Raw genomic sequence first — 13,132 nt, 5'->3', positions numbered from 1 at the left:
TCCACCAACCGGTGGACTTCCCCCACTTCGTTTCTTGGCTCAACGAGTCTGTTGGGAGCTCTTTGCGACGTCTTCAGGAAGCGGGACGGACGCTAAGATTGTCTCGATTACCTCTTGGACAGATCGACCGCCGAGTTCTGATTCAGTACTCAAGATGAGTCGATGCTGGAGGATAGCCGGCGCTAATGCTTTGATATCATCTGGAATTACGTACTCACGGTCATGAATTGCTGCGCGGGCTTTTGCCGCGCGGAGAAATGCAATCGATGCCCGAGGAGACCCGCCGTACTCCAGGTCAGGTGTGGTCCGAGTTTCAGCGACGAGATCGAGAATGTAGTCTTTGATTTTGTCTGCGACGTACACTTGCTCGACAGCCGTACGCGCAGATTCGAGATCGGCTTTTGTGACTGCAACGTCTGCTTGCTCAGAACGGAGTTCCGAACGCTGATCGATGCGGTCGAGCAACTTATGTTCGACATCGCTCGAGGGAAGCTCGACGATGAGTTTCTGCTGGAAGCGATCACGTTGGGCTTCCGGGAGCTCGAAGGTTCCCTCCATCTCGATTGGGTTCTGGGTTGCAACGACGAGGAACGGATCCGGTAGCGAACGCGTCTCACCGTCAATACTCACCGTCCCTTCCTGCATTGCTTCCAAGAGTGCACTCTGGGTCTTCGGCGTTGCGCGATTAATTTCGTCTGCAATCACGACGTTCGAGAAGATGGGCCCTTCTCGACGTTCGAACTCACCCGTTTGAGCGCGATAGATGCTCGTTCCCGTGATGTCTGCGGGAACCATGTCCGGCGTCATCTGGATTCGCTTTACATCTAAGCCACTCGTCCGAGCAAACACGTTCGCAATCGTCGTCTTCGCAACACCAGGAACCCCCTCCAGCAAAACGTGTCCGTCCGTCAATAGCGCAATAGTGAGACGTTCGACAATCTCCGTATTGCCAATGAGAACCGTATTTGCTTCCTCTTGTACGGCTTCATAAAACGACGCCGCACTCATGCTACTCATTATCTTCTTCCTGCGCGTCATTCATTAAAACTCCTGTCATTATGCGCTGAATCCGATTTCGATCCCACTCAGGGTGTTGGCGGGTCAGATACGATTCAAGCGCACGACGGCGAGACTCGAGACTATCATCGTTCGACTCGTATGAGGGCGCTCGTCGGGTGAGTCGACGTTTCAAAGACGTCGTGAGCGACGGACGCTTCGCCCAGACCCCAATGATCCCAATCAGCCCAACACCAACCACTGCCTGTAAGAACGCGGATTGCCGAATCGTCAAGAGCGCCACGGCCAACGGTGGTTGCTGGGCTGCATTCGAGAAATCAAACAGCACGGTCTCTGTTTGGGTGAGTAGGTTCCGGCTTAGTTGCTCGTTTCCTGGGCGATTGACCATCGAATTGATGAAGATACTCGGATCGGAGACGACGATAACTCGACCCTCCCCTCGCTGTTCAGTGACGATGACTGGCCGTTCTTGCAGCGTCTCATTGTCGTCTAACTGGCCATTCGGCGTGGTATCCAAATAACTGAACTCCGAAGATCTCGCGAGGACAGTCGAGTTATTCGCCGAAATGGCCGTCCCATGGTTCAGCGTCAGTTGCTCAACGCCGGTTGTGAATGGAGACTCAGAAACGTTCGTCGCAATCGGCATCGCTGGCGACCGGTAGTATTCTTGTTCATCACGAAGGGGACGGCCGTCAATTCGGGCTGACACGCCGAGATCGGCTAACAATGGGTTGGTGTGTGTTCCGTAGTCTTCAGCCACGACGAGCGTCCCCCCTGACTCAACGAACGCCTGGACTCTGGCGGTCTGTTGAGCGCTATAGCGGGTATCTGGAGAGATAATAAATGCCGTTGTATTCGACGAGGCGGTTTCGTAATCAGTCGTGTTCAGTATGACTGTCGCTTCAGTATCAGTGTCTTCGGCGAGCGTTTGCAGTTGCGAGGTTCCATCCCACGCGCTGTTGTAAATCCCGAAGGCTGCTACGGAGGTGCTTGCAGCGAAGACTGCAGTCACACACAGACAGAGAGCGAGGGCACCGACAAGCAGTTCTGGATACGACCATTCGCGGCCACGGATACGCATTCAGAATACCCCCGATGGCAGGATTTCGAGAATTCGTTGAATGACGATGTATCCAAAGACAGCAAGTCCAAGGACGATCAGCCACCGGAGGCGGCGTCGCCACCGTGGCGTCACAGAGAAAGGCGCGGTGAGTTCGATGATGACGAGAAACCCAATGAGCGAGCAAACAAAGACGAGTTCGAGTGTGAGCGCGTCTAAGAGCGTCAGGACGAGTACGACACCGAGCATCCACGCTAATTGCGCGTTGATGAATCGTGCCCGGCGAACCGTCGTCATGTGTCTGAGACTGTAAGTGCGAACATACCAATGTGTCGTTCTATTCTGACGGACAGGTCTCGTGAGTCATGCGTCGAGATGCGAGAGGGGTGAAAGCTGGCTGAGTCGCCAGACTGCTGTGAGTGACCCAATGACGCTCATTACTGGTGCAAGTACGAGTCCTGCAAGAAGCACACGATCGGACGCTTGTACGAGACCTTCGAACCCAACGAGCTGTTCGGCGATAATATTGAGAACCGTTGCAGCCGGGATTGTGAGCCCGACGCCGACTATGCCACCCAAAATGCCCAGTATGAGCGCTTGAATGACGACGACTGTCGAGAGCGTGGCCGTCGAGCCACCGAGCGCTCGGAAGGCGGCGAACTGACGTCGCTGTTGGTACACTAACGAGAGCAGTAGATTGACCGTCAGCGCAATACCGGAAATGAGAGCCAGTCCAACGAGGCTAAGTCCACTTGCAATCACGACTGCTTGCCGTTGCAGTGTGGCTTCGAACTGCTCTTGGTTCGTCCGGATGGTGTATTCGGGATACTGTGCTTCGAGTTCAGCAGCCACTGTCTCAGGATTCGTCCCTGACGTCAACGATACAGATATCAGTGAAGATCGGTCACCACCGGTTGTCCCAGTCACTTCTTGGAGTTCACTAAGTGGCATCGTGACGGTTGGTGTGCCGAGGAAATTCGAGTAGGTAGGCGAGATTCCGACGATCGTGAACTCGTGCTGTCGTGCACTTGCGAGTGTGCCCCCAATGTAGAGTGTATCGCCGATGGAGACGTTGAGCATGGATGCGGTCTGTTCGTCGATGACCACCTCATGAATCATCGGCCCCTCGTAGGTGCCGTTTGCGTAGTGGATGTCTTTCTGCTCGATTTCCTCACCTTCGGTAATCTGTACAGAGGCACCGCGAGCAGGACCACCGACACCAACAAACGTCTGAAACTCGGACGTGTTTGTCCCGACATAAACCGTCTGAAACGCCAGTGGTTCGGCCGTTCGGACGTCTTCGCGCGATTCTAGCTCATCGGATAACTGATGGGAGTTTACGACCGGGTTTTCAATTCCTCCTGCGGTTTCTGGTGCAAATCGTGCCGTTCCACCTGTAATCCAGAGGTCGCGACCGGAAGAATCGAACTTTTCCTGTCCGGTGGTAACGACGCCTGCACCGACGCTTGCAAGGAGTGTTGCCGCAAGGACTGCTAATGCGAGCCCGACGACGGCGAGAATGGTCCGCATTCGCTCGTGTCGAAGCTGTGCGAGTGCAACGGAGAAGCCCCCGCTAAGGCGGCTCAGCCAACTCATTGTTCGAGGCCCTCCACTGGCTCGATTCGACGACTCAACCAAACGGGATATGGTGCGGCAAGTAGGCCGATAATGACCGCTACACAGAGACCATATCCGAACATCAAGGGATCAAACAGGGCGATCGACTCAACGCCAAGCAGATCCGCGCTCAGGTAGTTGACGACGGCAATCCCTCCCGCACCGAGGAGTACACCGACAAATCCGCCGATAAGGGTAACAATCACCGTTTCGGTGAGAATGAGTAGCGCCCGAGACCGATCTGAATATCCAATCGCACCAAGGAGTGCGAGAGTTGATCGGTCAGCGAGGATTTCGAGTCCCATAATCGTCCCTACCAGAAGGACCCCAGTCACGAGGGCAGTTACGAACGCTGCCAGTGCAATTGCAAGCGATAGATTCGATGTGGAGATATCACGACTGGCAAACCCGGTTTGAGTCACCACATCTGTACCGGGATATAGCGAGGAGAGCTTCGGTTTGACGCTCGGATCGGTTGTGGAAACGAGAATTTGTTGTGCTTGGTCACCACCCGTACTCCCAGATACCGCTTGCAGTTCTGCGAGATGGACGATTCCAACGGGAAGTGTTCCAGCACCCGATTGAACCCCTCCATCAGAGACATTCGCAATTGTGAGCGTCCTCGAAGTACCCTTTTCTGAGACGGTGAACTCACTGCCTGTCGAACCGTTGAGCAGCTCTGCAGTGCCGCTACTGACGACGAGATCACCGGTCCACGTGCCGTTGTAACGTCCATTTGCGTAATATGGATCTCCCGGAGTGAGCCCCGCTGTAGACAATCCTGCGACCTCTCTCCCAGAGCCGTCTGGAATCACACCGATGAGGAGAATGTATTCACGAGTGCCGTCTTCTCCAGCGACCTGTGTGATATGCGTCTGAACGGGGGTCGCATACGTTATCCGATCGTCAGCTTTCAGCCGCGTCGTTGCACCGTGAACACCACCGAGTTGCGGGCCACTGACCTCAACGGCAAGTGAGGATTGCCCTGTCTCCTCGGGGACGATCCAATAATCGACGGACTCACTCTGTATTGCTGATTGTGAGGCGAGTCCGAGAGAGACGCCAGTCACAACCGTCAAAAGCATAATTGCCAGCGCAACACCGCTGACACTGAATATAACCCGACTCGAAGCGGTTGCTAACCGCCCTCGGATTCGAGCAACTGCAAGCGTGATGAGACCGCCGATACGCTGTAGCCGACGTGACCTACGCATGCTCGGAATCGACGCGTGTGCCGTCTTGGAGTCGAATGATGCGGTCCATCCGATCAAGTGTCTGTGGGTCGTGTGAAGCGACAAGTATTGCACACTCGTCGGTCAGCTCCTCGAAGAGATCCAAGATTGATGCGCCCGTCTCTGTATCGAGTTCTCCGGTTGGCTCGTCTGCAATGAGCAGTCTCGGCTCAGTCGAAAGTGCACGTGCAATCGCGACGCGTTGCTGTTCGCCACCGCTCAGCTCACTCGGCTTATGTGACGTACGGTCGCCTAGACCAACCCGTTCGAGGAGTGTTGAGGCCCGTTCTTTGCGCCCTTGGCGACTCAATCCGAGTTCGATGAGAGGAAGTGCGACATTTGCACGTGCAGAGAGTGCTGGGAGGAGGTAGAAATGTTGAAAGACAATGCCGACATGCTGCAGTCGAAGCCTCCCTCGTGCGCGTTCACTTTTTGTCGAGATATCCTCACCGTCGATCGTAACCGTGCCCGTCGTAGGAACATCAAGGGCGGCAAGCAGATGGAGAAGCGTCGATTTCCCACTGCCGCTTGGGCCAGCAATGCCGATAAGCTCGCCACGATGGGCGGTAAGTGAGACGTCAGAAACGGCAGTAACCGTTTGGGCAGTTCTATTTCTGCCGAATACCCGTCCGGAGCCACCGCGTGTGTATGTGCGAGTGACGCTCTCACAGCGTACAACAGGTGTGTTCTCTGACGTCTGGGGGACAGTAGACGTCGTCCGATCCGCTATTCTCATTGTACGCGACTTTCAGGGCTGATACAAAAAGGTATCCGACGTGGATGTCGCATTCGGAAAGCCAATAAGAGAATTCTCATTTTTGATTTTGAATCAACTCGGCACAATGGAATTGGCGAACCACCAGATGGGTGTGCGTGATGTCGAAGAAACGCGCACTCAGAATATTCCTCTTCGGAAACCCTCGCTGTGAGCGCGAGGTGACCGTTATTTAAGCAACTCTTCGAGCTCGTCGCGCTTTACCGCAATCACAACGGAGGCTCCAATCACAATGATAATCAAGACCAATGCGAGGATAACCGGACCGCTGAGAAGGCTTCCTCCGGTATCGTCACCATCGTCACCGTCGTCACTATCGTCTCCGTCGTCGACTTCGTCGACTGGTTCATCTTGAACGGTAAGTAGTCCGAGACTCTCACCGTTGATCCCGAGATCGTATTCACCAGCTTCGTCGAACGCAACCGAGAAGCTCACATCTTTGCTCTCGCCAGCAGGAACGGTCACATCTTGCGTTTGAATGACCTCGCCGTTAGCGGTGAGTTCGACCGTATACGTCCCGGTCGCGTCACCAGTATTTTCGACACTCGCAGAGACATCCGTCGTCTGCCCGACCGTTACAGTCGAGTCTGCGAGCGACGGATTACTGAGTGCGAATGCCGGCTGGCCAGGCTCTTCATAGCCAATGGCGTAGACCGTAAATCCGGGCGATTTTGCGCGGTAATTGTCCCCGCCACGATGGGTTGTTTCGAGCGTCTGCCACTCGCCGTTGTGGAACCGGAGCAGTCGGACATCGTCAGGCGAAATTCCATCTGGAAGTTCCGAGCTGTCGAGCCGGAAATTGAATTTGACGTTGTCAATGTCGTCATCGGAGAGGCCGTGTGCGTTTACCTCGAAGAACCGAACGGCCGGGGTTGGTGGTGTTTTAACGTTGTTTGGCTGGGCGTCGAGGTCAGCGTACTCGACGTTGAATCCCTTCGCCGTATTCTTCATCGTGATGTCGAAGTTCTTGAGCGAACCGCCGTTGTCGACATCGAAACCGACCGTTTGACCGCCGAAGACCGTACCAGTACTGGCAGTCATACGATCACCGTTCTGTTTTGCCTTGATGCGGTCGGGACCGCGATCCTCATCGTCATCGCTTGGTGGACCACCGCCACCGCCACCACCGCCGCCACCGCCTACAGGGGTTGCTTTCTTCACAGTAAGTCGGAACGTTGTGGTCGCCGTACCACCGTTTCCATCATCGGCAGTAACGTCGACCATGTAGGTGCGTACGTCACCGGTTTTCGGAGCAATTGTCAGTTCGCCGTTCGAGAGGCTCACGAACTCAGGTCCGTCAACCGACAGCGAGATGTCGTCGCCATCATCGTCAGATGCAGTCACTGGGACAGTCGTTGTCTCACCCTCCGTGACCGTCTGGTTTGGTATGTCGTCGATTGTCGGCGGCGTGTTCTCACTCTCGTCGTAACAGCTCTCCTCATCGGGGCGCATACAGATTGTCCCTTGGTCGACGGAGAACTGGTCAGCAGTATCGCCAACAGCGACGTGAATCCAGACGTACTTCGTTTCGCTCCAACCGTCTTTGGTTTCGACATCGATGAACTCCGATTGGTCACCAGAAATCGCGGTCATCGACGCGTCGATTTCTTTGCCATCGCCGGCAGTTCCGTCTCCGGAAGCGAGTTCCCCTGCACTCGTGAGAGTGAGTGTCGGATTCAGTTCACCATCTCCCACAGAGTCGAACATCGTCGCGTCGTCATCAATCGAGACAACACCATTCGCCGACGTGATGTCGCTCGTTGCGGTGATTTCCTCGATTGATTCGCCGTCTGCGGTTTTCGTGACATCGATGTCGATATTGCTGTTTTCGAATACAGAGCGCTCGTAGACGACGATCATGTGTTCGGTCGAATCCGGATTAACGCCTTCAGAAGCGAATCTGGAGTCAGCATTGAACCGCAGCGTCTCACCGGGGTCTGCATAGATATCTCCGTTTTCTCCCTCAGGGATTTTCTCGTCGTTTTCGTCAACGAGATACGTGTTCGAGCGGGTGAGCTGGACGGGGACTGCTTCCATCCCAATTATTCGAGCCTCTCCCGAGAGTGAGAGTTCGCCGCCGGTCTCGCTGAAACCATCTCCGCTGGTCGGGTGTGCAAGGAAGAACGCATAATGACCAGCTTCGTCTGGCGTGTATGAGGTAGACAGTTCCCCATTCTCATCCACGGTGAGGTCCGAGATGACCTCAACAGAGGCCGCATTGTCGTTGACGGTCTGTGGGAAGTCACTATCAGTGTCCTCCGTGAGCAGCTGTTCAGCATCTTCACTGCTGAGGTCGGAGTTCAACTTTACAACGACCAACTGGGCGTCTTCACCCGCCAACGAGGAGGTATCAACAACGCCACCTCGCGTTCGGAACTCGAAATTAATCTGGTCGCCCGGTTCGTACGTAGAGACGACCCCCTTGTTTACTGGAACATCCATTCCATCGATGCTCATCGTCGTAGAGGGAACATTGACGTTGACTGCTCCTTCATACTCCCCCGTCCGCATTGAGAAGGGAGCGTACTCCCAAACACTCACACTATCTGTTATGCCTATACTCTCGTCATCCAATTCAGCGATATGTTGATCTGAACCGGAGAGTGCTGCGTCAGTCCCCAGCGAAGCGGAGTTTGGACCTCCGATTGCTGCGGCGCCTTGGACTCCCATCGTGGAAACCACCATGAGAATCGCAAGACAGACAGCACTTATTTTCCTAAAACGAACTGTCATTAAGAGCAGTATATTTTATTGGCTGATATCATTTGCGGTTAACATATAAAATCCGGTAGGTTCTTAAGTTAGATAAAGTAGCGACACCAAGGTTACTGACCGATAGAGAGTATTCTAATGTCACGAGATTAGCTAACGGAATAGTTTTCAAGCAGGTAACACAGGTATCATTTGTATGTACGCACGTGTCGGCGGTCTCTTGCTTTCTGTCCTCCTGTTACTTTCAGGAGGTGCTGTTGTCGTTGCAGACAACCCAGACTACTCAATTACCGTCCAGGACAGCGTTGATGTCCCAGAGCGGACGATCACACTCGCAGGCACAGACTACGACGTTTCTAAAATCGCACCTGTTGATCCCGGAGAACAACTTGTCGTAGACACTTTTGGACCAAGTGGTGAATCATACAAGGTCTATTTCTACAACAGTGACAAGCAGATCATCGATAAAAGTAGTGAACAATCAGGTACCAGTAGCGTCACGTTTGAGACGGATTCACTGACGCCAGGTTCGTATATCGTCGCCATCTTCGGGCCAGAAGGAGACTTTGAAAAGATTCACCCTGTCGTGATAAATGGTTACGACATCTCACTGTCTACTCCTGAATCAGCCACTGCTGGCGATGTTGTCGAGATGACTGTCGATGTTTCGCCACGGCAAAATGCCCCCGAGATGAGCGAAGTGGAGGTTGCTATTGTCGCAAAAGGGTCTGAGACACAGACAGTCACTGCGACTAAAGAAGGTGACGAGTACGTTGCCTCTCTGACACTTGACGAAAGTGGGTCCTACAACGTCTATGCGAACGTCCGTGGAACCGACACCTACAACGGGCAAAAAGAACTCCTCGCACTCACGCAGACACAAGCCCTCTCAGTGAGCGAACCGACTAACGACGATGCGGGTGGGAACGATGGAGATGGGTCATCGAACTCCCAAGACGGATCGTCAGATGATTCGGAGACAACCTCGTCTGCGACAGAGACGCCAACGGAATCGACGCAGACACCCACCGAAACGACACAGGTGCCCACGGAGTCGACGACGAGTACAACCTCTCCGACTGCAACTTCGACACAGACGATGTCCGATGTGATTACGCCGAACGAGACCTCAAGTGTGGCAAGCGAAACAACGAGTACGACGACACCAGGGTTCTCAAGTGTCCTCGCCATCGTTGCATTGCTTGGAAGCTGCGGACTGTGGCTGACGCGTCGATAGCCTTCCACAATTCTGTAGCAGTCCCTGTTTTCTCTCCCCCACAAACGTTTTTCATACTCAGTTGTTTCAGCTAAGCAAGAACGATAGTGCATCTCTTCCACCGAGGGATTCGTGCAGTTTGCAGGTGGATCAGTACACGCTTCAGCCTTTGAGGATGAATTCGCCAGTGAAGAACCACCAGACAGCGTCCGAGAGCAACACCGTCGCAACGACGAAGAGCGCGATTGTGACCGCGCGAGCGACGACAGGGCGGAGTCGTCTCCACCGCGACTGGAACTCTATTACCACTCGTTCGTGTTTCCCACAGAGAATTGCGCCGAGAAGTACGACGAGTGGGGCTTGCGAGACGACTATCCAAACCGAGTGAGCAGCAATAACCGACCACAGAGAGGTCTCCCGGCTCGCGACCACGATCAGTGAGACAAACATCGGATCGATGAACGCGGTGAGTGCGAAGAACATCCCGAGCCCGACGAGGGCTGGTAGACTCGTTCCGCGGAGCGCACGTGAGCTGAATGTTTGAGTAGCGGAGTTCTGGATGCGAATGAGTCCCCAGATCAGAAAGCCGAGTCCAAGTCCAACCTCAAGTGTAGCAGTCACTGGGTCACTCGGGACAAAGAGCGTCCAGTCGAGTTCGGCGATACGGGGGCCGAGAACGACTGACAGCACTGTTCCGGAGATGAGTGTGCCGACAATCGAGATGAGTCCATAGAGGGTTACGTCCTGTTTACGAGCCCCACCGCTAAGCGCTCCGGCAGCGACCAATGCCTTCGTGGGATCAAGTCCTGCAACTCCAAGTCCCACTGCGGTGAGTACGAGTTCGATCATTTACCCGTGGCTTTCGAATTTGTCGAACACATGTCAGCCTTCACGTAGACTGCCCAATCGGTAGTTTATAATCTTTCTGAATATGGCAGAGTGCGTATTGTTCTAATATTTTGAGTGTCTTCTATTCGGTTATGTACAACAAATCGAAGATGAAGTAGTTGTTTACCCTCAAGCTCGAGCCGTCAGGCGAGCGGTAGGGTGGGGTAGTTCACATTATTCCTCTGCTGCCGGAAGCGTAAACGAGAACGTCGTCCCCTCTCCAGGAACCGAATCAACCCAGATGTCTCCGTTGTGATGTTCGATGATGCGTTGGCAGAGCGCGAGCCCGATACCCGCTCCATCATACTCATGACGGCTGTGTAACCGATTGAAAATCGTGAATATTTGATCTTGATCTTTCGGATCAATCCCGATGCCGTTATCTCGAATCGAGAGTACCACTTCTCCTTCTCGGTGGTCAACTTCGACGTAAATCTGCGGTGGCTCGTCTCCACTGTACGTGAGTGCGTTATCTACTATATTCTGAAATACCTGCTGTAGTTGGCTTCTATCTCCCTGTACGCAGGGGAGGTCATCGCTCGTGATGTCCGCATTAGCCTGCTCTATCTGCATCCGAAGATTCTCGAGTGTGTTGTCGAGGATAATTTCGAGGTTGACCTTCTCAAGCGAGCGACGTGGCATGTCGACACGAGAATATGCGAGCAGTCCATCGATCATCTCGCTCATTCGATCAGCACCGTCAACGGCAAACTCGAGATACTCTTCTCCCTCCTCGTCGAGGACGTCCTCGTAGCGCTGCTCGAGTAGTTGCAAGTAACTCGAGACCATCCGAAGGGGCTCCTTAAGGTCGTGGCTGGCTGCATAGGCGAACTGCTCGAGTCGCTCAACTGTTTTCTCGAGTTTTCGTCTGTCCTCTTTTCGTTCGGTGATGTCTTGAGCCATCGTCATTCCGGCGAAGACATCACCCTGCCCGTCGGTGATTGGAACTGCGTGAAGAACCCATTCGCGGCCCGCGTACGAGAGTTCCACCGCTCGTTCCTCGCCATCGAGTGCGGCCTCGAATGCAGGTTCGAGGGCGTCCCACGTTTCATCAGGCCAGACAGTATCTGCCTTGTTATCTTGCAAATCGGTTGGCTCAACTGGAATGCGGTCGAATCCCTGTCCAGCCACTAACGTGTACGTCAGGTCGTCGTCGAACAGGGTTACGAGCCCGTTCGGAAAGCACTCTGCGAGCGTTCGATATCGTTGTTCGGACTTCTTGAGTTCACGTTCACGCTCTTTGTGCTCAGTAACGTCCCGAAAGTAGATTGAGAGCCCCGTTTCCGACGGGTAAACCTGTTCTTCGAACCAGCTATCATATGGTGGAAGATATTCTTCTATCGAAACCGGTTCTTGGGTTTGCATCGCTTTTCGGTACTGCTTCTCGAATTCGGTATCGGTGAACTCTGGGAAGGTGTCCCAGATGTTTCGACCAATGAGTTCGTCTTCGCTAATTCCGAGAATCTCCGCTGCGGTCTCGTTGGCATATGTAAATTCCCACTCTTCGTCCACAGCGATGACCCCGTCAGTTATGCGACCATAGATTTCATTTAGTTCCGTAGCAAGCGCTCGCTGTCGTCGTTCGAGCTGCCGTTCTCGCTTTTTGAGATCGGTGATATCTTCGCCGGTCGTTACGACGCGATCTATCTCGCCTGTTTCATCGAACAGAGGAGCAGCGTGAATCGAGAGCCAGCAGTGATCCCCGCTCGGAAGCTCAATATGGAACCGCTGATCGTACACTGGTTCACCCGTCTGTAATGTGTGTGCGAACGGATGACGAGTAGCCGGGATTCGATTTCCGCTCTCGTCGTAGACGACTCGATCCGATGGCTCATATGAGTCTTCTTTGTCGTCCGAAATCTCGAGTATTTCTTTGAGACGCTCGTTCATACGCGTGATTTCACCGTCTGAATCGAGTACTTGGATACCGATCGGACTCGTCTCGAGAATTTGGTCGGTCAGATCGCGTTCGCGTTGGAGCTGCTCGTGCTCTCTGAGCTGTTGTTTCGTGTGATTTCTGTCGGTGATCTCACGAACGATTCCGACGGTTCCATCGAAGTTCCCCTCTTCGAGAAGGACGTTTAGCCGAAGCTCACAGGGTATCGGCTCGTCATCGACCGTTCGAACAGTAAGGTCGAATGTATGGTTCAGTTCATGCTTCGTCGAAAGGCACTCAGAAATCGCCTGTCGAAGTTGTTCGATATCGGCTTCCTCAAGGACGAGAGAGACGTGCTCGCCGAGAAGGTCGTCTCGGGAGTAACCGGTCATCTCTACGATGGTATCATTAACTGCAGTGAAGCGGCCAGCCGTATCGAGTTGGTAGATACCGTCGTTGACGGTGTTGACGAGCGTGCGGAATCGTTGGAGTTCTTCGTCATCTTCAGCGTCAGCGTCAGCCCAAAACGCTCCGTCTACAGCATTCGCTCGTCTACTCATAGCTACGTGCTCGTGGCTGGCAATAATAAACCCATGCCGTCCGGTGACAATACAGTTAGAGTATTGAATCGATCTTCACTACTAGACATCTGCTTCGACAGGGTCGTCAGTACGACCGAGGTGTATGCGGCGATCGGATGGGGATTGGCGGGTTAGATTTTGACGGTATTCCGCTTGGC

At 53.8% G+C, this 13,132-nt stretch carries 10 protein-coding genes; 1 reads left to right on the top strand and 9 read right to left on the bottom strand.

Annotated features, from left to right (window positions below):
• Window positions 1–39: 39 nt before the first annotated feature.
• The 7 genes from LAQ58_RS01000 to LAQ58_RS00970 form a co-directional block, all read right to left on the bottom strand.
• The gene (locus tag LAQ58_RS01000) at window positions 40–1,017 is read right to left on the bottom strand and encodes an AAA family ATPase (RefSeq protein WP_224448764.1); all 978 of its coding nucleotides are present in this window, start codon (window positions 1,015–1,017) and stop codon (window positions 40–42) included.
• The gene (locus tag LAQ58_RS00995; protein WP_224448763.1) at window positions 1,010–2,029 is read right to left on the bottom strand and encodes a DUF4350 domain-containing protein; all 1,020 of its coding nucleotides are present in this window, start codon (window positions 2,027–2,029) and stop codon (window positions 1,010–1,012) included. The genes LAQ58_RS01000 and LAQ58_RS00995 overlap by 8 nt, the downstream gene beginning before the upstream one ends.
• A gap of 69 nt (window positions 2,030–2,098) precedes the next feature.
• On the bottom strand, window positions 2,099–2,374 hold the full coding sequence (locus LAQ58_RS00990; protein WP_224448762.1) for a DUF8044 family membrane protein: 276 nt from the start codon (window positions 2,372–2,374) through the stop codon (window positions 2,099–2,101).
• Window positions 2,375–2,440: 66 nt separating this feature from the next.
• Entirely contained in the window at window positions 2,441–3,673 is a 1,233-nt protein-coding gene (locus tag LAQ58_RS00985) for an ABC transporter permease (protein ID WP_224448761.1), read from the bottom strand.
• Window positions 3,670–4,779, bottom strand: a complete 1,110-nt coding sequence (locus LAQ58_RS00980) for an ABC transporter permease (protein WP_224448760.1) — start codon at window positions 4,777–4,779, stop codon at window positions 3,670–3,672. Before LAQ58_RS00980 ends, LAQ58_RS00985 begins: the two co-directional genes overlap by 4 nt.
• Before the next feature lie 121 nt (window positions 4,780–4,900).
• Window positions 4,901–5,662, bottom strand: a complete 762-nt coding sequence (locus LAQ58_RS00975; RefSeq protein WP_224448759.1) for an ABC transporter ATP-binding protein — start codon at window positions 5,660–5,662, stop codon at window positions 4,901–4,903.
• Window positions 5,663–5,869: 207 nt separating this feature from the next.
• The gene (locus LAQ58_RS00970) at window positions 5,870–8,434 is read right to left on the bottom strand and encodes a PGF-pre-PGF domain-containing protein (protein WP_224448758.1); all 2,565 of its coding nucleotides are present in this window, start codon (window positions 8,432–8,434) and stop codon (window positions 5,870–5,872) included.
• Between the two features lie 175 nt (window positions 8,435–8,609).
• Here LAQ58_RS00970 and LAQ58_RS00965 point away from each other — a divergent pair, with 175 nt between their 5' ends.
• On the top strand, window positions 8,610–9,650 hold the full coding sequence (locus tag LAQ58_RS00965; protein ID WP_224448757.1) for a FixH family protein: 1,041 nt from the start codon (window positions 8,610–8,612) through the stop codon (window positions 9,648–9,650).
• Window positions 9,651–9,791: 141 nt separating this feature from the next.
• Here the strand turns inward: LAQ58_RS00965 and LAQ58_RS00960 are convergent, their stop codons facing one another.
• Both LAQ58_RS00960 and LAQ58_RS00955 read right to left on the bottom strand, forming a co-directional pair.
• Window positions 9,792–10,478 carry a hypothetical protein gene (locus LAQ58_RS00960; RefSeq protein WP_224448756.1) on the bottom strand — a complete coding sequence of 229 codons (687 nt, stop codon included), beginning with the start codon at window positions 10,476–10,478 and terminating at the stop codon, window positions 9,792–9,794.
• Between the two features lie 213 nt (window positions 10,479–10,691).
• Window positions 10,692–12,953: a PAS domain-containing sensor histidine kinase gene (locus tag LAQ58_RS00955; protein ID WP_224448755.1), complete on the bottom strand. Its 2,262-nt coding sequence runs from the start codon at window positions 12,951–12,953 to the stop codon at window positions 10,692–10,694.
• Window positions 12,954–13,132: the final 179 nt, after the last annotated feature.

Source organism: Haloprofundus salilacus (assembly GCF_020150815.1).
Taxonomy (GTDB): Archaea; Halobacteriota; Halobacteria; order Halobacteriales; family Haloferacaceae; genus Haloprofundus; species Haloprofundus salilacus.
The sequence above is the reverse complement of the archived record's forward strand: the minus strand, read 5'-3'. Positions and strand labels throughout refer to the sequence as shown.

Bases quoted from the DNA above. Each gene is read 5' to 3' on its own strand.
- LAQ58_RS01000 (WP_224448764.1), bottom strand. From the start codon at position 1,017: ATGAGTAGCATGAGTGCGGCGTCGTTTTATGAAGCCGTACAAGAGGAA.
- LAQ58_RS00990 (WP_224448762.1), bottom strand. From the start codon at position 2,374: ATGACGACGGTTCGCCGGGCACGATTCATCAACGCGCAATTAGCGTGG.
- LAQ58_RS00985 (WP_224448761.1), bottom strand. From the start codon at position 3,673: ATGAGTTGGCTGAGCCGCCTTAGCGGGGGCTTCTCCGTTGCACTCGCA.
- LAQ58_RS00980 (WP_224448760.1), bottom strand. From the start codon at position 4,779: ATGCTTTTGACGGTTGTGACTGGCGTCTCTCTCGGACTCGCCTCACAA.
- LAQ58_RS00975 (WP_224448759.1), bottom strand. From the start codon at position 5,662: ATGAGAATAGCGGATCGGACGACGTCTACTGTCCCCCAGACGTCAGAG.
- LAQ58_RS00970 (WP_224448758.1), bottom strand. From the start codon at position 8,434: ATGACAGTTCGTTTTAGGAAAATAAGTGCTGTCTGTCTTGCGATTCTC.
- LAQ58_RS00965 (WP_224448757.1), top strand. From the start codon at position 8,610: ATGTACGCACGTGTCGGCGGTCTCTTGCTTTCTGTCCTCCTGTTACTT.
- LAQ58_RS00960 (WP_224448756.1), bottom strand. From the start codon at position 10,478: ATGATCGAACTCGTACTCACCGCAGTGGGACTTGGAGTTGCAGGACTT.
- LAQ58_RS00955 (WP_224448755.1), bottom strand. From the start codon at position 12,953: ATGAGTAGACGAGCGAATGCTGTAGACGGAGCGTTTTGGGCTGACGCT.